Genomic DNA, 23,925 nt, shown 5'->3' on the forward strand with positions numbered 1-23,925 from the left:
AATTATCTCTCCCTGAAGGCTTCGCGCGCTTTCAGTATCGGTTTGAGGATGTAAGACAAAATGGTCTTCTCCCCCGTTCTGATTTCTACGTTTGCCACCATTCCCGGCATGATCGGGAACGACTTGTCTTTTACCTGTAACGCGGCACGGTCGGTGCGGACGAACACCCGGTAATAGGTAGAATCTCCACGCCCCTGACGGGCTTTCTCTTCATCGATCAGGGTGTCTGAACTGAGGTGTTCAACGACACCGTTTAATCCGCCATAAATGGCATAGTCGTAGGCGGTAATTTTCACCGTGGCGGGCAGGCCCGGATGGATAAAGGCCACATCAGAGGGTTTGATTTTGGCTTCAACCAGCAGGTTATCTTCGAGCGGAATGAGGGTCATGATCTCCGCCCCCTGCTGAATGACGCCGCCACGGGTTGTCACCCGGATGTTGTTGACGGTGCCGCGCACGGGCGCCACCACCGTGGTACGGTTCATTACGTCCTGGCGTCCGCGCAGAATTTCTTCCGCCTGCGCCAGCTCAGATTCCAGTCGGTTCAGTTCGCTGTTGGCATCAGAGCGGAAGCGGTTGGTACGCTCGGTGATCTGCAGGCTGAATTCGTTCGCCTGGCGCTTGAGGCGCAGGATTTCGACATCCGACATTAACCCTCTGCGCGCCAGCGGCTCCGACAGACTGACCTCGTTTTGCGCCAGCGTCAGGCTCCGTTTTAAGGCCTCTACGCTTTCATTCAGGGTTTTCAGGCGGGCGTTATAGGCCTGGGTCTCATCACGCACGATTGACTCAATCCCGGCGATATCCGGCGGGAAGGTCAGTGGCGTGTCGTAGGCTTCCGCCCTGAGACGGGCAATGCTGCCTTTCAGCCCCTGCACTTTGGACAACGATTCGCCATAGCTGGCCCCGGCGCGAGTCGGGTCAATCTTCAGCAGAATCTGGCCTTTCTCGACGATGTCGCCTTCCTGCACGTTTAGCTCTTCGAGAATGCCGCCTTCCAGGCTCTGAATGAGCTGCTCGCGGCTGGCGGGGATCACTTTCCCGTCGCCACGGGTAATCTCCTCAACCCGGGCGAAATGCGCCCAGACCAGCGCTACCACCACAACCAGGGTGATGGTGTAGAGCATGATCATGCTGAAAGGGGTCTTCTGTGCGATCAGCGCGCCCTGCAGGTCGTGCATGAATTTCAGATCGTCGGCTTTCACTTTCCCCGTTGGCTGTGCAGGGTGTAATGCCAGCCCGGTGCCCGCTCTCTGCGTAGCGTTCACGTTTTCCAGTGCCGTTGAGGGTACGCCTGCATCCGTTTCGGCCTCTCCCTTTGAGGCGTTATGATTCACTTCGTCCTCGTTCATCATTCATTCACACCTTGTTTCTGTTGCTTCTCTTCGACTGAATGCATTGCTTGCTTTTTCTTCATGACATTCTCATTCAGGCTGGCCATCACCTGATCTTTGGGACCGTCTTTCACTACGTGTCCGTCTTCCATGACGATCAGACGCTCTACCAGGCTCAGTACGGACATGCGGTGGGTCACAATGACCAGCGTTTGTCCTTGCGTCGCTTCTTTGAGCCGACGAAGGAACAGGGTTTCCGTCATCGCATCCATTGAGCTGGTGGGTTCATCCATCAGCAAAATCTTTGGCCGCAGCAACAGGCAGCGGGCGAGGGCGACGAGCTGTTTTTGTCCACCGGAAAGGCAATTGCCCATTTCGCCGATAGGCATGTCAAAACCCAGTGGATGTCTGGCCGCCACGTGATCAAGCCCGGTCAGGCGAACCACCCGCAGAAACTCTTCCGTGCTCACGCCCGGGTTGCCAATGATGATGTTATGGCGCAGGGTGCCGTAAAACAGGCGGCAGTCCTGCCCGACGTAGCCCACCGCAGCGCGCCAGTCGGCGGGATCAACCTGTGTCGCATCCACACCATCAATGAAAAGCTGTCCGCTGCTCTGCTGGTACAGGCGCGCCATCACGCGCAGCAGGGTCGACTTACCGCTGCCAATTTTGCCCAGCACGGCCACCTGTTCCCCGGCCTCGATGTTGATATTGATGTTGTCCAGAATGCGTGGCGCGACCATCATTCCCGGTACCGGATAGGTGAATCCCACCTTTTTCAGACGCAGGCTGCCGGTGAAATTGGGCGTCGGCAGATAATTGATCAGCGCATCGCGCTCGGTCGGTGTTTCCATCAGCTGGTTAAGGGATTTCAGCGCGGTTTTGGCGTGCTGATAACGCAGCGCCAGACCGACCACAGAGGCCAGAGGCGCGAGCGAACGGCTGGAGAGGATCACCACCCCAATCATGGCCCCCATGGTCAGCTCTCCGGCGTGGATTAAATAGACGCCGAGCACCACGATGCAGACGGTGGTGATTTGCTGCACAAAAGAGACAAAGTTGGTGGTCAGCATGGAGAGATAGCGGGTTTTCATCGAGGACGCCGCAGCCAGTGCGCTGAAATCATTCCAGCGCTTTTGCATCACCCCTTCGCCCTGAGCGGCTTTTAAGGCCTCAAGCCCTTCGATGCTCTCGATCAGCAGACCCTGCTTAAGCGAAATTTCCCGGACGTTTTCTTCCATGTAGCGACCCAGCGGCCACTGGATAATGACGCTGACAATCAAAATCAGTGGCATGGCAACCAGCGGTACAACGGCCAGTGGGCCGCCAATCATGTAAATGATGAACATGAACAGCAGACAGAACGGCAAATCGGACAGCGTGGCGAGGGTCGCAGAGGTGATAAAGTCGCGGACGGCCTCAAAATCGCGTAACTGGTTCGCAAAGGTTCCGGAGGATTGCGGCTTGTATTCCATACGCATCGACATCACCTGGCGAAACAGCTTCGCCCCGAGGATCAGATCTGCTTTTTTACCGGCGATGTCGATCAAATAGGCGCGGATTTGTCGGCTGGCAAATTCAAAAATAATGGCAATCACCACGCCAATCGCCAGCGACCACAGGGTGACGTACGCCTGGGTGGGGATCACGCGGTCATAGACGTTCATGGTGAAGAAGGTACCGGCCAGCGTCAGAATGTTCGCCAGCAGCGCCGCCAGTGCCGCGCTGTAGAAGTAATGCCGGTAGCGCCACAGCGTCGAATAGAGCCAGTGACCTTCATCCTTGGCTTTCGGTAACAGCTGGTCTTCAGCACGCGCGTCCAGCGTGGGTTTTGGCGTCGTCACAAGGGCATAACCGCCATAAGCCTCGTGTAAATCCGCCTCTGCAACGAGGAGCGTTCCGTCGTTTTCAGGTACCACAATCTGATACGTATGTTGCCCGCGCTTTCCCTTGCGTGCGGTAAGAATGCAGTATGTCCCGTCTTTGCGTGCAATAAGCAAAGGGAACAGCCAGGAGGAAAGCGAATTCAGATCGCGCTTAACCCAACCGGCGGATATGCCCATCTGCTCAAGCATACGTAATGCCATTTCAGGCTCCAGCTTGTCGCTTTTTGGCAGGCCTGCATACAGCACCTCTTTGCTGGCATACTTAGAATGATGCCCACAAAGCCATTCAACGCCCCACAGAAGAGAATCTTTTTCAGGGGCTTCAATATCTTCAAGAGTATGCTCTGAATTAATTTTTACCGTGGAGAGATGCGTATTCATTTTGAATTCAGACCTGTAGTTGCGTTCCTCACTTAGAATTAAAAAAGTAAAGAATATGTTATTTAAAAACGACCAGGGGCATCCGTAAATACAACGGGTGACGCGGGTGGATTATGTAAAAATACAAGCACTGGTAATATCGTAGTGTAGGGTTTTATCCCTCTCACACACAATAAAGAAAAGTAACTGTTCCTTTAGGAATATTCTACGTCATATTTGCTATGCTGATGTTTTAACATCTCTTTCTTACGTGGACGTATTAGCTCGCCAGCCTTGAAATGGGAACGCCCAGCTTTGTTTCAATTCTTATTTTCATGGCGTAAATGTTTTTGACATTCGTGGCATTTTTCATGGCAATCTTTTTAGGCAGTTGGCCTTTATACAGTTCAGAAAAGAGTGCATATTCATTTGCGCTAAGTTTGGCTCTTTTTTCTGAAGGTCGTATTATTTTTCCCATAAAGGACTGACTGATCTTCATTTTGATATCCTCGGCCAGGTCATCATGAAAAATAACCGTACTGATGATCGTGTCTGCCGTATCGTTGTAGAACCAGTAGTGGGCAATGGCCGCCATTTTTTTGTCGGTGATCAGAATCAGGCGCGAGTTTCTGAACTGAGATAACCAATTGTTTGATAAGAAATAATTTATATTTTTGTAATTAAAGTCTATCACGACAATGGGTTGTGAAATTATTTTTGAATTAATATCAGCAAAGTATTGTAAAATGCCTTCTATCAGAAATGAGTTATTTTCTGGCCAAATATAAAACTCGGCTCCCGAACATTCATCGCACTTTGTGCTGCGAATGGAGGCATAGGCGCATTTATGCATACAACCGTAACAACGCATAGTGTAGTTGTCATTCTCATTTTGTTTAATAGTAATAATGTTCATGTGATCAAACGCTACGCGTCCATATAATATATGTAAAATATTATGTAATATATCAACAATCAGATTAATTATGCATTACGGAAAAACACGAGTGACAGTCAGAGTACGCTCTGTTCGTCCAGGAATTTTCGACAGAGCGTATTGTCAGTTTTACACTAACTTGCAAGCCGTGTGATGGACACGCCCAGCTTGCGTTCAATGCGGTTCTTCATGGCGTAGGTGTTTTTAACACTGGTGCCGTTCCGGTAGGCGATTTTCTTTGGCGACCATCCGTTAAAAAGGAATGAAAACAGGCTGTATTCATTCTGACTCAGTTTGGGTCTGTTACCTGTCGGTTTAATCGTTTTTGCCAGGAACGTTTTTTTCAGTTTCGTCGAGACTTCTTCTGCGCTATCGTCATAAAAGATAATTGAACTGATAGTGGTTTCTAACGTGTCGTTGTAAAACCAGTAGTGCGCAATTGCCGTCATCTTTTTATCAGTGACAAGAATCAGTCTCATGTTTTTGAACTGATCTAACCAGTTTTCAGATAAAAAATAATTGATGTTTTTATGACTGAAGTCGATGATGACAACCGGCTGCGAAATATATTTATCATTTACCTCGCCAAAGTGATGGCGAATGCCTTCAACCAAAAAGGTGTTATTATCAGGCCAGATATAATATTCAAGCGCGTGGCAATCACGGTTTTGGCCATCTTCAGACGTATTAAAGCGGCATTGCTTTTCGCAACCATAACAACGCATTTCAGGGGTATGACAAACAGGTTGTCCACCTGTATGAGATAAATAGCCAGGATTGTTAGTTGCACAGTACATATTATACCTCACACGCGATGTTTTCTTACGTTAATGATATTAAGCCGGAGTCTGACAAACGCCGTCGTTCTTTAGGAATAATCATATGCTGGACCAGGCAATAATCTTAATTAAATAGTCTGAACTGACTATTATGAATGCGATTTAAGAACTAATTTTATATAAAACAAGGAGTTGTATAAGTTCTTAAATGAGAGTGAGATTCATTTATTTTTATCTAAAATGCTGTAATTGTTGTTTTTTGGTTAATTTTTGGCAGAGTCGTTTACTTTCTGAAATACCGGGTGAAAGACACGGTTTAATAAGCCGAAAAAGCACGGACTTTATTAACTAAAGTAAGCGGCGTGGAGCAATAAAATACGCATTTAAATATCGCCGGGGAAAATAGTTGTCCTGTTTATAAAGTGTATTATTTGCCTGTTTCTTGTGACTCGTCGTCCGTTATATCAGTGCCCGGCGTTACCAACCGACGGCATCGTTGCCTGTTTTATCGGTTACATAATCTTTAGTTAACAAAGAGTATACATAAACAGTGCATTTATTTAACATTCGATCGTTTTTGGTGCGTTTATTGCACTGTTTTTGTGCAGTTGACGGGGGGCTAATGTGCTGACGCAACGTTTGACGTGCCAGTTCGTTTTTGATGTTTTGCTTATCAATTAACAGGTTAACTCTCTTTATACTGCGAAATTTTGAACCAATATAAAATTGGTTCGTTTATTGCTTAATCATTAGCACGATAAGTAGCGCCTCATATCAATAACTTATCGTTAATAACAATAAAGTCATGATGAAAGCGAGCGAACCAATATGGAAAAACCGTCACGGTTTCTGGCAAATTCCAGCACCGCGCTTGAACAATTGCGCGGTCTTATTCACCAGCACGAGTCAACACCAGGCCTTCCGCTGCCCACGGAACGTGAGCTGTCGGAAACTCTCGGCGTAGGACGACGTGAAGTACGTCGTGCGCTGGATGTGCTGGAAGAAGAGGGGCGGATCTGGCGTAAGCAGGGCAAAGGCACCTTTATTGGTCCTGCTGCGCCTGTGGAACCGCTGGCCCTTCAGGGATTGGTTCAGCAAACCAACCTTCTGGAAGTGATGGAAGCTCGTCTACAACTCGAACCCGGCTTAGCCCGGCTTGCGGCACTGCGTGCCACCAGGGAAAACCTCGCGCTCATGCAGCGCATGCTGGAACGCATCGATAAGGTCAGCCCGGACGACCGCGATCTGAATGAACTGTGGGACAGCGCCTTTCACCGCGCCATTGCGGAGGCCGCAGGCAATCGCCTGATGCTGGGTCTTTTTGATGCCATTGATGCCGTCAGGCGTGAGCCAGGCTGGCAGCATTTGCGTGAGCTTGCCCGAACCCCCGAACGGGTCGATGTCTACAACGACCATCATCATAAAATCATGTCCGCGATTATCCATCGCCAGCCCAACGAAGCAGCGGCCGCCATGCGCGAACATCTGCTTAGTCTGCAAAACGCCCTGATACAGGCGATCCACCTTGAGGACGACATCACGCTATGACGACGATTCCGTTTAAGGAAGCCACTCCGGTACTGCGCCTGCAAAAACTCAACGTTAAGTTCGCCGGATCGCCGGTGAGCGTGCTTGACGGTATCTCGCTGACGGTCAAAGCGGGTGAAACGCTGGCGCTGGTGGGGGAGTCCGGCTGCGGGAAAAGTATCACCTCCTTAGCGCTGATGGGGCTACTGCCCGCCAGCTCGCAGATTGTCAGCGGCGATATGCAGTTTCGTCGCCACGATCTGCGAAAGCTCTCCCCGCGGGAATATGCCGATCTCCGGGGTAACGAGCTGGCGATGATTTTCCAGGAGCCGATGACGTCGCTCAACCCCGCCTTTACCCTTGGGGACCAGCTCAGCGAAGCGGTTATGCGCCATCAGAACGTTTCGCGTGCGCAGGCGATGAATACCGCGCTGCAAATCCTGGAGAAGGTGCAGATCCCGGCGGCAGAGATGCGCCTGAAAGCGTATCCGCACCAGCTTTCCGGCGGCATGCGCCAGCGCGTGATGATTGCGATGGCGCTCATTAACCATCCGCGTTTGTTGATTGCCGACGAGCCGACCACCGCGCTGGACGTCACCATTCAGGCGCAAATCCTCGCACTGCTCAACACCTTAAAAGAGGAGACCGGTACGGCGGTGCTGATGATCACCCATGATTTAGGCGTGGTGGCGGAAGTGGCGCAGCAGGTGGCGGTGATGTATGCCGGGCAGGTGGTGGAGCAGGGGAGCGTCGAGGCCATCTTTGCCGATCCGCAGCACCCGTACACCATTGGTCTGATGGGCTCTATTCCGTCCGCGGGCGCGCGTAAAGGGCCGCTCGCCACCATTCCCGGCGCGGTTCCCCTGGCGGAATCCATGCCGAAAGGCTGCCGCTTTGCGACCCGCTGCCCCTTCGCGCAAACGCGCTGCCATAACGAAAAACCGTCGCTCGCGGCGCAGGGGGCTGACCATCTGGTCGCCTGCTTCCGCGTGCCGCTGGAACAACACATTGCGCTGGGAGAGATCGCATGACCACGCCCATTCTTGAAGCCCGTGACCTGAGCAAGCGCTTCCCCGGCCCGAAGAAGCTTTTTTACTCCAGCCCGCTTTGTGACGGCGGTGGATCGCGTCTCCCTCTCCGTGATGCCCGGCGAAACGCTGGCGATTGTCGGGGAGTCCGGGTCCGGCAAATCCACGCTCGGCCGTCTGCTGCTGCGTTTGCTGGCCGCCAGCGAAGGACGCGTGTTTTATCAGGGGGAAGAGATCACACACGCCTCAGGAGCTCGTCTCAACCAGTTGCGCCGGGAATTACAGATTATTTTTCAGGATCCTTTTGCGTCGCTAAACCCGCGCATGACGGTTGAGCAGATTGTGGGTGAGCCGCTGTGGCTGCATCAGGAGATGAAAAAAGCCGATCGTCACTATCGCGTTGCGGAACTGCTTAAAACCGTGGGTCTGCCTGCCGCCTGGGCGGCGCGTTTTCCGCACGAGTTTTCAGGTGGGCAACGCCAGCGCATTGGTATTGCGCGTGCGCTGGCCTCCGGGCCAAAACTGCTGCTGGGTGACGAGCCCGTCTCGGCGCTGGATGTTTCCGTGCAGGCGCAGGTGATCAATCTGCTGGAAAGCCTGAAGCATCAGCTGGGGCTAACGATGGTGATTGTTGCCCACGGCCTGGCGGTCATCCGCCATATGAGCGACCGCGTGGCAGTGATGTATCTCGGGCAGATCGTTGAGCTTGCCAGCGTCGACGAGATCTTTGACGCGCCTCTCCATCCTTACACCCAGGCGCTCATCGCCTCTGCACCGCAGATGCAGCCGGGCGCCCGACGCGCAGCCCCGTTGCTGCAAGGGGATTTACCGAACCCGGCCGATCCCCCGTCCGGGTGCCGATTCCATACCCGTTGTCCGTATGCCACGGATGAATGTCGCCTTGCCGAGCCCATTAACCAGGTGCTGGAAGGCGGACGCCAGATTGCCTGCCACCGCTGGCAGGAGATTAACCGCGATCGCAGTGTTATCCAGATAGCACCGCCGTCTACCGCCTTTCTGCGCCGCCGCGCGCTGTTTGAACACGCGGCCTCTCACTCCTCCCTTCCTTCAAGGAACTCATGATAATGACAATGCGTAATTCTCTTTTGACCGTACTGGGAAGTGTTATGTTGCTCGGCGCGGCGCTGCCCGCCCAGGCTGAAAGCGTGCTGCGAGTAGGGCTGGGTGCAGACCCGGATATGCTCGATCCGCATCTGGCGCGCACCTATTATGGCCGCTTCGTTTTTGCCTCCCTGTGCGACAGGCTGGTGGATGTGGACGAAAACCTGAAAGTGGTGCCGGGTCTGGCGAAAGAGTGGACCTGGAGCGAGGATGGCAAAACCCTGACCTTCAATTTGCGTGAAGGCGTCACCTTCCATGACGGCGAAAAATTCGATGCGGCAGCGGCAAAATACAACCTCGACCGGGCGCTGACCTTAAAAGGCTCTCTGCGTAAAAGTGAAATATCGTCCGTGGAGTCCGTTGAGGTCACCGGCCCGATGCAGATCGCCCTGCACCTGAAAACCCCCGATGCTGCCCTGTTAATGCAGCTCACCGACCGCGCCGGGGCGATGATGGCCCCCGAAGCGGCGAAAAAGCCGGACTTTGCCGCCCATCCCGTCTGCTCCGGTCCTTATAAATTCGACAGCCGCGTCTCCCAGGACCGCATTGTTCTGACTCGTTTCGACAACTACTGGAATAAAGACGCTTACCACTTCGACAAAATCATCTACCTGCCGATCCCGGATGCCTCCGTGCGTCTGGCGAACCTGCGCGCGGGCGATCTCGATCTGACCGAGGGCATTGCTGCCAGCGACGTTAAAACCGTCGAAGCCGACAGCAAGCTGGCGCTGGCGAAGGTGACCGGCCTCGGGTATCAGGGCATCACCTTCAATATCAATAATGGCAAGGTGCCAGCGAACGATCCGTTCAAGGACGCCCGCGTGCGTGAAGCGTTCTCTCAGGCCATTGACCGCGATGCGCTCAATCAGGTGGTCTTTGAAGGACTCTATACGCCTGCCAACCAGCCCTTTTCGACGGTAAGCCCGTATCACGTCAATCTGCCGGTGCCCCCGCGTGACGTCGACAAGGCGAAAGCGCTGCTTAAAGCCGCAGGCGTCGCGACGCCGCTGAACGTGAATCTGCTGGTGCCGAACAACCCAACCTCGCAGCAGGTCGGCCAGGTATTGCAGGCGATGGTGGCTGAGGCGGGCTTTACCCTGAATCTGCAGATGACCGAGTTCGCCACGCTGCTCGATCGCCAGCAGAGCGGTGATTACCAGCTGAGCTTCTCCGGCTGGTCAGGACGCCCGGACCCGGATGGCAGCATCTACGGTTTTATCCACAGCAAAGGGACGCTTAACGACGGCCGTTACAGCAATGCGCAGGTCGATGAGTGGCTGACCCAGGCGCGTCTCAGCAACGATAAAGCCGTTCGCCAGCCGCTGTACGACAAGGTAGTGAAGCAGCTGCAAACCGACATGCCTGTTGCCTACCTCTACTTTGAGCCGCGTATTTTCGGCCTGAACAAAAGCGTGCAGGGCTTTAAGCCGTACCCGGACGGCATCGTGCGTCTGGCCGGTGTGACGCTGGCGAAATAACCGTCCCGAGGAGAGACCATGCTGGAACTGATTTGCAAACGTCTGCTGCTGGCCATTCCGACGCTATTGCTGGTGAGTATGATGGTGTTCGGGCTGCAGAAGCTGCTGCCCGGCGATCCGCTCATCGCCATGGCGGGCGAGGAGCGGGATCCGGCGGTGATCGCCCAGCTGCGCGCTGAGCTCAATCTGGATGCGCCCATCCCGGTGCAGTATTTCCACTGGCTGACGCGCGCGCTGCAGGGCGATCTAGGGGTCTCCTTACGCACGCACGAACCGGTGACCGAGCTTATCGCCAGCAAACTGCCGGTCACGCTGGAGCTGTCGCTGCTGGCGATGATCATCGCCCTGGTGTTCGGCATCAGCATGGGGATCCTCGCGGCGGTGAACAAAAACAGCTGGGTCGATCACGGGGCGAACTTTGTGGCGATCTCCGGGATCTCGATACCGCACTTCTGGCTCGGGATCCTGCTGATACTGGTCTTTTCGGTCAATCTGCAGTGGCTGCCGGCGTCCGGGTTTGTGCCGTTTAGTGAAGATCCGGTGCAGAACCTGCGGACGTTGCTGCTGCCTGCCGCCGTGCTCGGCACCGGGCTGGCGGCCACGCTGATGCGCCATACCCGCGCCTCCATGATCGCCGTGCTCAAAGCTGACTACATCCGCACCGCGCGGGCCAAAGGGCTGCTGCCAAAAGCCGTCATTATCAAGCATGCGTTTCGCAACGCGCTGGTACCGGTGATCACGCTTACCACGCTGCTGTTCGGCGAGCTGCTGGGCGGCGCGGTGCTGACCGAGCAGGTCTTCACCATTCCGGGATTTGGCAAAATGATCGTCGACTCGGTGTTTAACCGCGACTACGCGGTGGTGCAGGGCGTGGTGCTGATCGTGGCGATTGGCTTCCTGCTGCTGAACCTGCTGGCCGATGTGCTGTACGTTCTCATCAATCCGAAAATGCGAGGTTAACCATGGCGGAATTGACAACTCAAACCGTTGCGCCGGTTCTGCCCCGCGCGCAGAACCGGGTGCTGAAGAAATTTCTCGCCAATAAAAGCGCGGTGATCGGCGCGGTGATTGTGGGCTTCTTTGTGCTGGTGGCGCTGCTGGCACCGTGGATCGCGCCGTTCGATCCGGTGAAGGCGAATTTCCTCGCGGTGCGTAAAGCGCCCTCGGCGATGTACTGGTTCGGCACCGACGAGCTGGGGCGCGATATTTTATCCCGCATTATCTGGGGAGCCAGAACCTCGCTGATGGCGGGGTGTATGTCGGTAGTCATCGCCGTGGTCATCGGCGTGCCGCTGGGGCTGGTGGCTGGTTACTTTCAGAAGATGTGGGATGGGGTGATCTCACGCGTTATCGAAGCGCTGCTGGCCTGTCCGTTCCTGATCATGGCGATCGCCCTCGGGGCGTTTTTAGGCCCAAGCCTGACCAACGCCATGATCGCCATTGGCCTTTCCGCGATGCCGATCTTCGCCCGTCTCACGCGCGGCCAGGTGATCGCCATTCGCAACGAAGAGTACATCGACGGCGCGCGGGCGATAGGCCTGCCGGATCGCTGGATCATCATCAAATATGTCCTGCCGAACGTCATGTCACCCATTCTGGTGCAGGCCACGCTGGCCATTGCCTCGGCAATTATCGCCGAAGCCAGTCTCTCGTTTCTGGGTCTGGGGCAGCAGCCGCCAAACCCCTCCTGGGGCTCAATGCTTAACACCGCCAAAGGCTTCCTTGAGCAGGCGCCCTGGATGTCCGTCTTCCCCGGCGTGGCGATTTTCCTTGCCGTGCAGGGCTTTAATTTACTCGGCGACGGGCTGCGCGATGCGCTCGATCCGCGCCACGACTAAGGAGTCATGATGACCAAAGCGCTTGATTTTACGTCCGGTTACGCTTCACGACGCCCGCCGATGATGGGCTATAACGCGGTTGCCACCTCGCAGCCGCTGGCGGCGCAGGCGGGGATGAAGATGCTGCAGCTGGGCGGCAACGCCGTTGATGCGGCTGTCGCCACCGCGATGGCGCTGACGGTGGTTGAACCCACCGGTAACGGGATTGGCAGCGATGCCTTCGCCATCGTCTGGGATGGTGAAAAGCTCCACGGCCTGAACGCCTCTGGCCGCTCGCCTGCGAGCTGGCATGCGGATCTGTTCGCTGGTAAAACGGCGATGCCGGAAATCGGCTGGGATGCGGTAACCGTGCCCGGTGCGGTATCGGGCTGGGTGGCGCTGGCGGAACGTTTTGGCACGCTGCCGCTGACCACGCTGGCGCAGCCTGCCATTGAGTATGCGCGTAACGGTTTCCCCGTCTCACCGCTGATTGGCCATCTCTGGCTGCGCGGTTATAACAAACTCAAAGACCAGCCGGGCTTTAGCGCCTGCTTCGCACCGGAAGGCCGCGCCCCGCGTGTAGGGGAGATCTTCCGTAACCCGGCGCAGGCTAACTCCCTGGAGCTGATTGCAAAAACCAACGGCGAGGCGTTTTATCGGGGCGAGCTGGCGCAGAAAATTGCCGCCTTCGCCAAAGCGCACGGCGCACATCTGACGGCTGAGGATCTGGCGAACCATCGTGTGGACTGGGTGGAGCTGTTGTCGCGCGACTTTGCCGGCGGTTCGGTGCAGGAGCTGCCGCCGAACGGGCAGGGGATCGCCACGTTGATTGCGCTCGGCATTCTGGAGCAGTGCGGCATTGAGCACCATCATCCGGACTCCGTGCAATCCCTGCATTTATCCATTGAGGCGATGAAGCTGGCGCTGGCGGATCTCGACCGCTACGTGGCGGATGAAGCGCACATGGAGTTTGCGGCTAAAGAGCTGCTGAGCGACCATTATCTGAAATCGCGCGCGGCGCTTATCGACCCTGATAAAGCCTCGGATTTTGAGTACGGTTCGCCGACGCAGAGCGGCACGGTCTACATCAGCACCGCGGATGCCAGCGGGATGATGGTTTCGTTTATCCAGTCCAACTATATGGGCTTTGGTTCAGGGATTGTGGTACCGGATACCGGCATCAGCCTGCAAAACCGCGGCTGCGGATTTGTGCTGGATCCGAAGCACCCGAACGCGCTGGCGGGCAGCAAGCGTCCGTTCCACACCATCATTCCGGGTTTTGCGATGGACGGCAACGGCCAGCCGCTGATGTCTTTTGGTGTGATGGGTGGGCCAATGCAGGCGCAAGGGCATATGCAGATGGCGCTGCGCATCATGCTGCACGGGCAAAACCCGCAGGCGGCAATCGACGCCCCGCGCTGGCGCGTGGTGCAGGGCCGGGAGGTGATCGTCGAAGCGACGTTCGATCGCAACACCATTGCTGCCCTGCGTGAACGTGGCCACCACATCGTCGTGGAAGATCCGCTCCAGGAGTATAACTTTGGCGGTGCGCAGGTGATTTACCGGATGCCGGAAGGGCACTACGTGGCCGCGACGGAGAGCCGCAAAGACGGGCAGGCGCTGGTGAGTTGATCTTTTATCCTCCCTCTCCCTTTGGGAGAGGGTTGGGGTGAGGGGAAAATGTCACCCAATACTAAACGGATCCGCATCCTGCCATGCGGGGAACTTCTCGCGATACTCCTTTTAGCGCCGTCAACGACAGCTCGGCATCAATGCGCGTCGCCTGATGCGGTTCGGCGGTGGCGATGATCTCGCCCTGCGGATTCACCACCCGGCTATCGCCCCGGTAGTGATGTCCGTTGCCGTCTGTTCCCACGCGGTTACACCCCACCACGTACGCCTGGTTTTCAATTGCGCGCGCCACCAGCAGCGACTGCCAGTGCAGGGAGCGCGGCGCAGGCCAGTTGGCGACATACAGCGCCAGGTCGTAATCGTTGCGGTTGCGCGACCAGACCGGGAAGCGCAGGTCGTAGCAGACCAGCGGCAGAATACGCCAGCCGCGCCATTCAAACACCACACGTTCGCTGCCGGCTTCATAATGATGATGTTCATCGGCCATGCGGAACAGGTGGCGTTTATCGTAAAAATGGACCTTCCCCTCCGGTTCAACCAGCAGGAAGCGGTTCACCGGGCCGCGTTCCGTTTGCAGGGCGGCGCTCCCGGCGATCAGCGCGTTGGTCTGCTGCGCTTTGGCGTGCATCCAGGCGACCACCTCATCCTGCGGCATCGACTGTTGTGCGGCTTCCATCGCGAAGCCCGTGGTGAACATCTCCGGCAGGACAATCACATCGCGCCCGGTAATGCCTTCCAGTTGACGATCAAAGTGGCGCAGGTTGGCAGGGCCATCCATCCACACTAAAGGTTGCTGCAAAATAGAAATCTTCAGACCAGGCACAATTCAGACTCCTCAAACGACCCTTTTTGACACTGTAGCACGACATAAAGAGAAAAGATGGCAATAAAAAACCCCGCTCGAGGCGGGGTTTTTCAGGACGAAACGCGTTAAGCGGCTTCAGGTTTGCGGTGTTTCTCCGGCAGCTTTACCGGCTGTGTCGCCAGCTCGTCCGGTTCGAAATCATCGACGTTAATGCTGCGCAGACGGCTCTCTTCGGCTTTCACCAGGAGTGCGGCTTCGCTGTTGTCAATGATGCCACCCGCCAGCGCCTGTTTCGCCAGTTCATCCAGGCGGGTAAACGGCAGGTTTTTGCCCAGCTGTTTACAGATCTTCTGGTGAATCGGGTCGGCGGCCATCACGTCCAGCAGCGCCTCTTCCAGCAGACCCACCGGGTTATGTGGCGTTGGCGCCAGATACTGACCGCGGCCGATACGTGAGCGGGTTGCGCTCGGTACCTGCAGGATTTTCGCCACTTTATGATCCAGCTTGTCAGACGGCGCCAGATGATGACGACCGGTCGGGAAGATCGCCACGCGCAGGGCACCTGCCACCAGACGGTTAGGGAAGTTCACCAGCAGATCGTCAATCGCCTGCTCGGCCTGATACAGCGCATCCTGCCCCCCCCAGTGCACCAGCGGCAGATCCGCTTCCTGACGGCCTTCGTCGTCGTAGCGTTTCAGTACCGCAGAAGCCAGGTAGAGCTGGCTCAGCACATCACCCAGACGGGCAGAGATGCGCTCGCGACGCTTCAGGCTACCGCCCAGCACTGCCATGGAGACGTCGGACAGCAGCGCCAGGTTGGCGCTCAGCCGGTTCAGATGCTGGTAATAACGTTTTGTCGCATCATGGGTTGGCGTGGCGCTGGTCAGCCCACGGGTCAGACCCAGCCAGAAGCTGCGCACTTTATTGCTGCCTACATGACCGATATGTTTGAACAGCAGCTTGTCGAAGGCATCCACGTCGTTGTTCTGCGCGGCGGCCATCTCTTCCAGCACGTACGGATGGCAGCGAATCGCCCCCTGACCGAAGATCATCATGCTGCGGGTCAGGATGTTTGCCCCTTCTACAGTGATGGCGATCGGGGCGCCCTGATAGCCACGCGCCAGGAAGTTGCCTTCGCCGAGCATAATGCCTTTACCACCTGCGATATCCATTGCATCAATGATCGACTGCTGTGCGCGGTGGGTGCAGTGGTACTTCACAATCGCGGACAGTACGGCCGGTTTTTCACCCAGCATAATGCCGTAGGTAATTAACGACGCGGCGGCATCCATCACGTAGGCGTTGCCTGCGATACGCGCCAGTGGCTCTTCGATCCCTTCCATCTTGCCGATGGAGATTTTGAACTGACGACGGATGTGCGCGTAGGCACCAATCCCCATCGCCACCGATTTCAGCCCGCCGGTTGAGTTCGACGGCAGAGTAATGCCGCGACCAACGGACAGACATTCCACCAGCATACGCCAGCCCTGACCGGCCATTTTCGGCCCACCGATGATGTAATCAATCGGGACAAAGATATCCTGACCGCGGGTCGGACCGTTCTGGAACGGCACGTTCAGCGGGAAGTGGCGACGACCAATTTCAACGCCCGGGGTAGAGGTGGGGATCAGCGCACAGGTAATGCCCAGATCTTCTTCACCACCCAGCAGTTTTTCCGGGTCGGAGAGTTTAAACGCCAGGCCCAGCACGGTAGCGACAGGCGCGAGCGTAATGTAGCGTTTGTTCCAGGTCAGGCGCATACCCAGCACCTGTTCGCCCTGCCATTCGCCCATGCAGACTACACCGGTATCCGGGATGGCGCCTGCATCGGAACCCGCTTCCGGGCTGGTCAGTGCGAAGCATGGAATTTCCTGACCGCGTGCCAGACGCGGCAGATAGTGATCTTTCTGCTCTTTTGTACCGTAATGCTGCAGCAGTTCGCCCGGGCCTAAGGAGTTAGGTACGCCCACGGTGATCGCCAGGATCCCGGAGACGCCAGCCAGTTTTTGCAGCACGCGAGCCTGAGCGTACGCGGAGAATTCCAGACCGCCGTACTCTTTTTTGATGATCATCGCGAAGAAGCGATGCTCTTTCAGGTATGCCCACAGCTCCGGCGGCAGGTCGGCCATTTCATGGGTGATGGCAAAGTCATTGGCCATACGGCAGGCTTCTTCTACCGGGCCGTCAATAAAGGCTTGTTCTTCCGCCGTCAGACGCGGTTGCGGGTAGTTATGCAGTTTTTTCCAGTCCGGGTTGCCCTGGAACAGATCGCCTTCCCACCAGGTGGTACCGGCGTCAATCGCTTCTTTCTCGGTGCGCGACATCGGTGGCATCACTTTGCGGAAACCTTTGAATACCGGCGCGGAGATCATCGACTTACGCATCGGGGCAAAGTTAAACGGCAGAAGGATGATGGCCAGCGGCACTAAAAGCCAGATATTCCAGAGACCTGCGACGCCAAGCACAGCCGTCCAGGCCAGAAGAATCAGGCTGCTCAGGAATAAACTTACACGGTGATAGAACAGCACACCGAGCAGGACAACGGTTGCGAGAATGCTCAAAATCATCATAAAGAAAAGCTCCCTTGCTTGTAGGAGGTCTGACCACTTGTGATGATATGGTTGTAGTTGATGTTATTTCCTTTAGCAATGTGTTTACAAAATAATTACAACCTGGTTCACATTGTTCGTTTGTTTGCCGGCACGAAAACGCAAAACGTCAGACGATTCGCATGCCTTTAGCTTCTCGCTTTTATTGCTATCCGGTACACTCCACTGTGTTATCTCATCAATACTGAAGGATTATCCTCATGTACCAGGATCTTATTCGTAACGAACTGAACGAAGCGGCGGAAACGCTGGCTAACTTTCTGAAAGATGATGCCAATATTCACGCTATTCAGCGCGCGGCGGTCCTGCTGGCCGACAGTTTCAAAGCCGGTGGCAAAGTGCTCTCCTGCGGTAACGGGGGGTCCCACTGCGACGCTATGCACTTCGCAGAAGAGCTGACCGGGCGTTATCGTGAAAACCGTCCGGGCTACCCGGCGATTGCGATCTCCGACGTGAGCCACATCTCCTGCGTGGGCAACGATTTCGGTTACGACTACATCTTCTCCCGCTACGTTGAAGCGGTTGGTCGTGAAGGTGACGTGCTGCTGGGTATCTCCACTTCGGGCAACTCTGGTAACGTGATCAAAGCGATTGCGGCGGCGCGTGAAAAAGGGATGAAAGTCATCACCCTGACGGGCAAAGATGGCGGTAAGATGGACGGTACCGCGGACGTTGAAATCCGTGTTCCGCACTTCGGTTATGCTGACCGCATTCAGGAAATTCACATCAAAGTGATCCACATCCTGATCCAGTTGATCGAAAAAGAGATGGTTAAGTAAGACTTCGCTGGGGGGCTCCGGTGCCCCCCGCAGTTGTGGAGTGGAGGTAATCTATGTGCGAACTGCTCGGGATGAGCGCCAATGTGCCAACCGATATCTGCTTTAGTTTCACCGGGCTGGTACAGCGCGGTGGGGGAACCGGGCCGCATAAAGACGGCTGGGGTATCACCTTCTACGAAGGCAAAGGGTGTCGCACGTTCAAGGATCCACAACCCAGCTTTAACTCACCGATTGCCAAACTGGTGCAGGATTACCCCATTAAATCCTGTTCGGTAATCGCCCATATTCGTCAGGCAAACCGCGGCGAAGTGGCGCTCGAAAATACCCATCCGTTTACCCGTGAGCTGTGGGGCCGTAACTGGACCTACGCGCATAACGGGCAACTTACGGGCTATAAGTCACTGGAGACCGGTAATTTTCGCCCGGTTGGCGAAACCGACAGCGAAAAAGCCTTTTGCTGGCTGCTGCATAAGCTAACAGAGCGTTATCCGCGCACCCCTGGCAACATGGCGGCGGTATTTAAATATATTGCGTCGCTGGCGTCTGAACTGCGCGAGAAGGGCGTGTTTAACATGCTGTTGTCTGACGGGCGCTATGTGATGGCGTTCTGCTCGACGAACCTGTTCTGGATCACCCGACGTGCACCGTTTGGCGTGGCAAAGCTGCTCGATCAGGATGTGGAAATTGATTTTCAGAAAGAGACCACACCAAATGATGTGGTCACTGTTATCGCCACGCAGCCGCTGACCGGCAACGAGACCTGGCAGAAGATTATGCCAGGCGAGTGGGTGTTATTTTGTCTCGGGGACCGTGTAATTTGATGCCAGCTGTGGGTGGACAACTTCGTGGCTCAGCGGTTTGCTGACCACATAACGGCCATCCACAACCGAGACGACAGGCGGCTTGTGCGTCTGCTCGAAATAGTCATAGCCCGGTTTGAGCTGTTTCCAGAAATCCGCGTAGTAAGAGTACTTGTGACGCGCCATGTTGGCATCGGTCATGCGGAACGGATAGATGCTGACCTGAACGTTTGGCTGACCAAAGACCAGTGCGCCCGTGACAAACTGGAAAATCTCATCGATGCCGGAATCGGTCATCGCGTAACAGCCGATGGACACACAGGCACCGTGGATCATCAGATATTTACCTTCGTAACCGTGCGCACGGTCAAAGGCATTCGGGAAGCCGATATTAATCGCTTTATAGAAACGGCTATCCGGTTTTAGCTGGTTACGCTGAACGTTGTAAAACCCTTCCGGGCTTTTGAAATCGCCCTGACGCTGTTTTGGCCCCAGACCACCGGAATAGTTACAAATCTTGTAGCTGTCGAGCAGCTGATATGTCTCACCCATTTTTACAAACAGGTCGAGTGTGCGTTCTTCCTTAAAGATTTGAATATAAACGGGGGATCCCATTAGCTGCTGTTTATATTCTTTGCTCACAGGCGTGGTTGAACTGTTGCTGCTGAGCAGCCCGGCAAACGACACGCACGGAATCAGGAGCATCGCAATGAACAATGCGATTTTACGCATACTACAAGTTCCTTGATAAAACTAAGACCAACTTGCCAGAACGGCAAAAGAGACCCGAAATCAGATTAATCTGTTAGGAGCGCTCACATTAGCACCGCTATAGATTTTCGCAAGAGCGGAGCTGTTAGTTTACAAATTAGTTTTACTTTATAACCCATCAAAATCGCGCTGGCTCCAGGAACTTTGCGTATCAGTTCGCAATTTGACACCTGCAGCTGAGTTTTATCTGCCCGGAAAACGCCGGAAATGGTACACTTCACGCCCTCAGAATAGTTGTTCACGGAAACTTGCTAACCACATGTTTAAAATAAGAAAAGGACTTGACCTGCCCATCGCAGGCGTGCCCGAACAGCACGTTTCGGCAGGCGCAAGCGTTCGCCATGTTGCCATTCTGGGCGACGATTACGTGGGGATGCGCCCCTCAATGCTGGTCCAGCAGGACGATCGCGTCATTAAAGGGCAGGCGCTCTTCGAAGATAAAAAAAATCCCGGCGTGATGTTTACCGCCCCTGCCAGCGGCACCGTTGTGGCGATCAACCGTGGCGAACGTCGCGTGTTGCAGTCGGTGGTTATCCGCATTGAAGGGGATGAACAGCGTGAGTTTGCCCATTATGAGGCCGCAGACCTCGCGGCGTTGAGCCGTGAAACCGTACAGGCGCAACTGCTGGACGCCGGTTTGTGGACCGCATTTCGCACACGCCCTTTCAGCAAAACGCCTGTGCCTGGCACGGTTCCGGCCGCTATCTTCGTTACGGCAATCGACACCAACCCACTCAGTGCAGACCCGCAGCCGGTTATTCTGGCACAACGTCAGGCCTTTGATGCCGGGCTGACCGTTCTCACGCGGCTGACGTCCGGGAAAGTCCACGTGTGCCAGGCCAGTGCCGGTAAACTTGGCGGCCATCCGCAGGGACAGGTGACGTTTAATGAATTTGCAGGCCCGCATCCGGCGGGGCTGGCGGGAACGCATATTCACTTCCTTGAGCCGGTCAGCCTGACAAAACAGGTCTGGCACCTTAACTATCAGGACGTGATTGCCATCGGCAAACTCTTTACCACCGGTAAGCTCTGCACAGAGCGAGTAATCGCGATTGGCGGGCCGCAGGCGGCAAACCCGCGCCTGGTGACAACGCTGTTGGGTGCGGATATCAATGAACTGCTGGACGACGAAACCAAAGCGGGTGAAAACCGTCTGATTTCCGGTTCGGTACTCAGCGGCCGTCATGCCGTTGGGCCGCAGGCCTATCTGGGACGCTTCCATCTGCAGGTGAGCATTGTGCTGGAAGGGCGTGAGAAAGAGCTCTTCGGCTGGGTGCTGCCAGGTGCAGAAAAGTATTCCGTCACCCGCACCACGCTCGGCCACTTCCTGCGTCATAAGCTGTTCAACTTCTCCACCAGCACAAACGGCGGTGAGCGCGCCATGGTGCCGATTGGCAACTACGAGCGTGTTATGCCGCTCGATATTCTGCCCACCGTGCTGCTGCGCGATCTGCTTGCCGGGGACACCGACAGCGCCCAGGCGCTGGGTTGCCTGGAGCTGGACGAAGAAGATCTGGCGCTCTGTACCTATGTCTGTCCGGGAAAATACGAATATGGACCGGTATTGCGCGAGGTGTTAACCCGCATTGAGCAGGAAGGATAACCATGGGCTTAAAACACCTCTTTGAAAAAATAGAGCCGCATTTTACCGAGGGTAAACTGAAGAAGTACTACCCGCTGTATGAAGCGACGACGACCATTTTCTACACGCCAGGTCTGGTGACGAAAGGCGCGGCGCACGTTCGTGACGCCATCGACCTGAAGCGAATGATGATTCTGGTCTGGTTTGCCGTCTTCCCGGCAATGTTCTGGGGCATGTACAACGTGGGGCTGCAGACCATTCCGGCGCTGCATCATCTGTACGATGCTCAGCAACTGGCGCAGGTGATCCAGTCTGACTGGCATTACCGTCTGGCACAGTCGCTTGGCGTAAGTTTTGCCCCAGACGCGGGCTGGATCAGCATGATGACGCTGGGGGCGGTGTTCTTCCTGCCGATCTACATCACGGTATTTATCGTGGGTGGGTTCTGGGAAGTGCTGTTTGCCATTATTCGTAAACATGAGATCAACGAAGGCTTCTTTGTTACTTCCATTCTGTTTGCCCTGATTGTCCCGCCAACGTTACCGCTCTGGCAGGCCGCGCTGGGGATCAGCTTTGGTGTGGTCATCGCGAAAGAGATCTTCGGGGGAACCGGGCGTAACTTTCTCAACCCTGCGCTGGCAGGGCGTGCGTTCTTGTTCTTTGCCTATCCGGCACAAATCTCCGGCGATCTGGTCTGGACCGCTGCGGACGGCTTCTCTGGGGCGACACCGCTTTCACAATGGGCGGCGCACGGCGGTGAAACGCTGGTGAACAATGCGACAGGCCAACCCGTCACCTGGTTTGATGCGTTTATGGGCAACATCCCGGGCTCCATTGGGGAGGTCTCCACGCTGATGATTTTGATTGGCGGGGCGATCATCCTGTTTGGTCGCGTGGCCTCCTGGCGGATTGTCGCCGGTGTCATGATCGGCATGGTGCTGACTGCCACACTGTTCAACCTTATCGGTTCCGCCACCAACCCGATGTTCTCCATGCCCTGGTACTGGCATCTGGTGCTGGGCGGTTTCGCCTTCGGCATGATGTTCATGGCCACCGATCCGGTTTCTGCTTCCTTTACTGACAGAGGGAAATGGAGCTATGGCGTGCTCATCGGGGTGATGTGTGTCCTGATTCGTGTGGTCAACCCGGCCTATCCGGAAGGGATGATGTTGGCCATTCTGTTTGCCAACCTGTTTGCACCTCTGTTCGATTATCTGGTCGTGCGCGCCAACATTAAGCGGAGGAAGGCACGTGGCTGAAATCAAAAATAACGACAGCATCGGCAAAACACTGCTGGTGGTGCTGGTCCTGTGTCTGGTCTGTTCCATTGTGGTGGCTGGTTCTGCCGTGGGGTTAAAGCCGCGACAGCAGGAGCAGCGCGCGCTGGATAAACAGCGCAACATCCTGGCCGTCGCCGGGCTGATGCAGGAAGGGATGAGTGCAGACGATGTGTCGGCCGTCTTTGCTGAGCGCATCACCGCGCGTCTGGTGGATTTAAAAACGGGTCAACTGCTGGATAAAGATCCGGCGAAATATAACCAGGCGCTGGCATTAAAAGACCCGCAGATGAGCATGACGCTGGACGCATCTCAGGATCCGGCGGGCATTAAGCGTCGCAGCAATCTGGCTGAAATCTACCTCGTACGTGATGAGCAAAAACAGGTGCAGGAAGTGGTGCTGCCCATCTACGGCAACGGCCTGTGGTCAATGATGTACGCCTTCGTGGCGCTTGATACGGATGGCCGCACCGTGAAAGGCATCACCTACTATGACCAGGGTGAAACGCCGGGGCTCGGTGGTGAAGTGGAGAACCCTAACTGGCGCGCGCAGTTTGTCGGGAAGAAAGTGCTCGACGACAGCGGAGCGCCTGCGCTGAAGGTGATGAAAGGGTCTGCGCGTCCTGACGATGTCTATGCTGTTGACGGGCTATCCGGGGCCACGCTCACCTCCAAAGGGGTGCAGCACAGTTTTGATTTCTGGATGGGCGAACTTGGTTTTGGTCCTTTCCTGAAAAATGTACGTGAAGGAGCGCTGAACCATGGCTGATACGGGTGAACTGAAAGAAGTTAAAAAGGTGCTGATTGGCCCACTTTTAGCCAATAACCCGATAACGCTGCAGGTGCTGGGTGTGTGTTCAGCCCTGGCGGTGACCACCAAGCTGGAAACGGCGGTGGTGATGACGCTGGCAGTAACGCTGGTAACCGCGTTTTCCAGCATGTTTATCTCGATGATCCGCCACCATATCCCCAACAGCGTGAGGATCATCGTGCAGATGGCGATCATCGCCTCGCTGGTGATCGTGGTCGATCAGCTGCTGCGAGCCTTTGCCTATGAAATATCGAAACAGCTTTCGGTATTTGTGGGCCTGATTATCACCAACTGTATCGTGATGGGACGTGCAGAAGGCTATGCCATGAAAATGCCCCCGCTGGCGAGCTTTATGGACGGCATCGGCAACGGCCTCGGCTACGGCGTGATCCTGCTGTCCGTAGGGTTCCTGCGTGAGTTGATTGGCAGCGGTAAGCTGTTTGGCATCACGGTGCTGGACACGGTACAGAACGGCGGCTGGTATCTGCCAAACGGCCTGTTCCTGCTGGCTCCAAGCGCATTTTTCATTATCGGTTTGCTGATCTGGCTGATTCGTACCCTGAAGCCAGAACAGCAGGAAAAGGAGTAACC

Annotated in this window: 18 protein-coding genes and 2 pseudogenes; 13 read left to right on the forward strand and 7 right to left on the reverse strand. The window is 55.5% G+C overall.

Annotated elements, in window-relative coordinates; genetic code table 11:
- Positions 1–2 precede the first annotated feature (2 nt).
- From ECL_RS05065 to ECL_RS05080, 4 genes are all read right to left on the reverse strand, one after another.
- Entirely contained in the window at positions 3–1,355 is a 1,353-nt protein-coding gene (locus ECL_RS05065; RefSeq protein ID WP_013095714.1) for an HlyD family type I secretion periplasmic adaptor subunit, read from the reverse strand.
- A complete protein-coding gene (locus ECL_RS05070) occupies positions 1,352–3,601 on the reverse strand; it encodes a type I secretion system permease/ATPase (protein ID WP_013095715.1) in 2,250 nt (749 codons plus the stop codon). The genes ECL_RS05065 and ECL_RS05070 overlap by 4 nt, the downstream gene beginning before the upstream one ends.
- 259 nt (positions 3,602–3,860) lie before the next feature.
- Positions 3,861–4,496 (reverse strand): hypothetical protein, encoded by a 636-nt coding sequence (locus tag ECL_RS05075; RefSeq protein ID WP_044158869.1) that lies wholly within the window; start codon positions 4,494–4,496, stop codon positions 3,861–3,863.
- A 155-nt stretch (positions 4,497–4,651) separates the two neighbouring features.
- Positions 4,652–5,314: a helix-turn-helix transcriptional regulator gene (locus tag ECL_RS05080; RefSeq protein WP_013095717.1), complete on the reverse strand. Its 663-nt coding sequence runs from the start codon at positions 5,312–5,314 to the stop codon at positions 4,652–4,654.
- An 810-nt stretch (positions 5,315–6,124) separates the two neighbouring features.
- Between ECL_RS05080 and ECL_RS05085 the strand changes: the two genes are divergently transcribed.
- The 7 genes and pseudogenes from ECL_RS05085 to ECL_RS05115 all read left to right on the forward strand — a co-directional run bounded on the left by ECL_RS05085 (position 6,125) and on the right by ECL_RS05115 (position 13,900).
- Positions 6,125–6,844 carry a FadR/GntR family transcriptional regulator gene (locus ECL_RS05085; protein WP_013095718.1) on the forward strand — a complete coding sequence of 240 codons (720 nt, stop codon included), beginning with the start codon at positions 6,125–6,127 and terminating at the stop codon, positions 6,842–6,844.
- A complete protein-coding gene (locus ECL_RS05090; RefSeq protein WP_013095719.1) occupies positions 6,841–7,854 on the forward strand; it encodes an ABC transporter ATP-binding protein in 1,014 nt (337 codons plus the stop codon). Before ECL_RS05085 ends, ECL_RS05090 begins: the two co-directional genes overlap by 4 nt.
- A pseudogene (locus tag ECL_RS05095) lies at positions 7,851–8,934 on the forward strand (ABC transporter ATP-binding protein). The gene ECL_RS05090 and the pseudogene ECL_RS05095 overlap by 4 nt, the downstream one beginning before the upstream one ends.
- 2 nt (positions 8,935–8,936) lie before the next feature.
- Complete coding sequence (locus ECL_RS05100; RefSeq protein ID WP_013095721.1) at positions 8,937–10,451, forward strand: ABC transporter substrate-binding protein; 1,515 nt, start codon at positions 8,937–8,939, stop codon at positions 10,449–10,451.
- Positions 10,452–10,469: 18 nt separating this feature from the next.
- The gene (locus tag ECL_RS05105; protein ID WP_013095722.1) at positions 10,470–11,411 is read left to right on the forward strand and encodes an ABC transporter permease; all 942 of its coding nucleotides are present in this window, start codon (positions 10,470–10,472) and stop codon (positions 11,409–11,411) included.
- A 2-nt stretch (positions 11,412–11,413) separates the two neighbouring features.
- Positions 11,414–12,289, forward strand: coding sequence for an ABC transporter permease (locus tag ECL_RS05110; protein ID WP_013095723.1), 876 nt, complete (start codon positions 11,414–11,416; stop codon positions 12,287–12,289).
- A 9-nt stretch (positions 12,290–12,298) separates the two neighbouring features.
- Positions 12,299–13,900, forward strand: a complete 1,602-nt coding sequence (locus tag ECL_RS05115) for a gamma-glutamyltransferase family protein (protein ID WP_013095724.1) — start codon at positions 12,299–12,301, stop codon at positions 13,898–13,900.
- Between the two features lie 51 nt (positions 13,901–13,951).
- Here ECL_RS05115 and ECL_RS05120 read toward each other — a convergent pair.
- Positions 13,952–14,723, reverse strand: a pseudogene (locus tag ECL_RS05120) (amidohydrolase).
- Positions 14,724–14,830: 107 nt separating this feature from the next.
- Positions 14,831–17,275, reverse strand: coding sequence for an acyl-CoA dehydrogenase FadE (fadE, locus tag ECL_RS05125; RefSeq protein ID WP_013095726.1), 2,445 nt, complete (start codon positions 17,273–17,275; stop codon positions 14,831–14,833).
- A 239-nt stretch (positions 17,276–17,514) separates the two neighbouring features.
- Between fadE and lpcA the strand changes: the two genes are divergently transcribed.
- Together lpcA and ECL_RS05135 are read left to right on the forward strand one after the other, a co-directional pair.
- A complete protein-coding gene (gene lpcA / locus ECL_RS05130) occupies positions 17,515–18,093 on the forward strand; it encodes a D-sedoheptulose 7-phosphate isomerase (RefSeq protein WP_013095727.1) in 579 nt (192 codons plus the stop codon).
- Between the two features lie 53 nt (positions 18,094–18,146).
- Positions 18,147–18,914: a class II glutamine amidotransferase gene (locus ECL_RS05135; protein WP_013095728.1), complete on the forward strand. Its 768-nt coding sequence runs from the start codon at positions 18,147–18,149 to the stop codon at positions 18,912–18,914.
- Here the strand turns inward: ECL_RS05135 and dpaA are convergent.
- Positions 18,885–19,625 carry a peptidoglycan meso-diaminopimelic acid protein amidase gene (gene dpaA / locus ECL_RS05140; RefSeq protein ID WP_013095729.1) on the reverse strand — a complete coding sequence of 247 codons (741 nt, stop codon included), beginning with the start codon at positions 19,623–19,625 and terminating at the stop codon, positions 18,885–18,887. The genes ECL_RS05135 and dpaA overlap by 30 nt on opposite strands.
- A gap of 298 nt (positions 19,626–19,923) precedes the next feature.
- Here dpaA and ECL_RS05145 point away from each other — a divergent pair, with 298 nt between their 5' ends.
- The 4 genes from ECL_RS05145 to ECL_RS05160 are packed head-to-tail and all read left to right on the forward strand — an operon-like array spanning position 19,924 to position 23,923.
- A complete protein-coding gene (locus ECL_RS05145) occupies positions 19,924–21,267 on the forward strand; it encodes a Na(+)-translocating NADH-quinone reductase subunit A (protein WP_013095730.1) in 1,344 nt (447 codons plus the stop codon).
- Between the two features lie 2 nt (positions 21,268–21,269).
- Entirely contained in the window at positions 21,270–22,505 is a 1,236-nt protein-coding gene (locus ECL_RS05150; RefSeq protein WP_013095731.1) for an NADH:ubiquinone reductase (Na(+)-transporting) subunit B, read from the forward strand.
- Positions 22,498–23,292 (forward strand): Na(+)-translocating NADH-quinone reductase subunit C, encoded by a 795-nt coding sequence (locus tag ECL_RS05155; RefSeq protein WP_013095732.1) that lies wholly within the window; start codon positions 22,498–22,500, stop codon positions 23,290–23,292. The genes ECL_RS05150 and ECL_RS05155 overlap by 8 nt, the downstream gene beginning before the upstream one ends.
- Positions 23,285–23,923: an NADH:ubiquinone reductase (Na(+)-transporting) subunit D gene (locus ECL_RS05160; protein WP_013095733.1), complete on the forward strand. Its 639-nt coding sequence runs from the start codon at positions 23,285–23,287 to the stop codon at positions 23,921–23,923. Before ECL_RS05155 ends, ECL_RS05160 begins: the two co-directional genes overlap by 8 nt.
- Positions 23,924–23,925 lie beyond the last annotated feature (2 nt).

The organism is Enterobacter cloacae subsp. cloacae ATCC 13047 (assembly GCF_000025565.1).
Taxonomy (GTDB): domain Bacteria; phylum Pseudomonadota; class Gammaproteobacteria; order Enterobacterales; family Enterobacteriaceae; genus Enterobacter; species Enterobacter cloacae.

Excerpts from the sequence above, each read along its gene's own strand:
- ECL_RS05065 (WP_013095714.1), bottom strand. The coding sequence starts at position 1,355 with ATGATGAACGAGGACGAAGTGAATCATAACGCCTCAAAGGGAGAGGCC.
- ECL_RS05070 (WP_013095715.1), bottom strand. The coding sequence starts at position 3,601 with ATGAATACGCATCTCTCCACGGTAAAAATTAATTCAGAGCATACTCTT.
- ECL_RS05075 (WP_044158869.1), bottom strand. The coding sequence starts at position 4,496 with ATGAACATTATTACTATTAAACAAAATGAGAATGACAACTACACTATG.
- ECL_RS05080 (WP_013095717.1), bottom strand. The coding sequence starts at position 5,314 with ATGTACTGTGCAACTAACAATCCTGGCTATTTATCTCATACAGGTGGA.
- ECL_RS05085 (WP_013095718.1), top strand. The coding sequence starts at position 6,125 with ATGGAAAAACCGTCACGGTTTCTGGCAAATTCCAGCACCGCGCTTGAA.
- ECL_RS05090 (WP_013095719.1), top strand. The coding sequence starts at position 6,841 with ATGACGACGATTCCGTTTAAGGAAGCCACTCCGGTACTGCGCCTGCAA.
- ECL_RS05100 (WP_013095721.1), top strand. The coding sequence starts at position 8,937 with ATGACAATGCGTAATTCTCTTTTGACCGTACTGGGAAGTGTTATGTTG.
- ECL_RS05105 (WP_013095722.1), top strand. The coding sequence starts at position 10,470 with ATGCTGGAACTGATTTGCAAACGTCTGCTGCTGGCCATTCCGACGCTA.
- ECL_RS05110 (WP_013095723.1), top strand. The coding sequence starts at position 11,414 with ATGGCGGAATTGACAACTCAAACCGTTGCGCCGGTTCTGCCCCGCGCG.
- ECL_RS05115 (WP_013095724.1), top strand. The coding sequence starts at position 12,299 with ATGACCAAAGCGCTTGATTTTACGTCCGGTTACGCTTCACGACGCCCG.
- fadE (WP_013095726.1), bottom strand. The coding sequence starts at position 17,275 with ATGATGATTTTGAGCATTCTCGCAACCGTTGTCCTGCTCGGTGTGCTG.
- lpcA (WP_013095727.1), top strand. The coding sequence starts at position 17,515 with ATGTACCAGGATCTTATTCGTAACGAACTGAACGAAGCGGCGGAAACG.
- ECL_RS05135 (WP_013095728.1), top strand. The coding sequence starts at position 18,147 with ATGTGCGAACTGCTCGGGATGAGCGCCAATGTGCCAACCGATATCTGC.
- dpaA (WP_013095729.1), bottom strand. The coding sequence starts at position 19,625 with ATGCGTAAAATCGCATTGTTCATTGCGATGCTCCTGATTCCGTGCGTG.
- ECL_RS05145 (WP_013095730.1), top strand. The coding sequence starts at position 19,924 with ATGTTTAAAATAAGAAAAGGACTTGACCTGCCCATCGCAGGCGTGCCC.
- ECL_RS05150 (WP_013095731.1), top strand. The coding sequence starts at position 21,270 with ATGGGCTTAAAACACCTCTTTGAAAAAATAGAGCCGCATTTTACCGAG.
- ECL_RS05160 (WP_013095733.1), top strand. The coding sequence starts at position 23,285 with ATGGCTGATACGGGTGAACTGAAAGAAGTTAAAAAGGTGCTGATTGGC.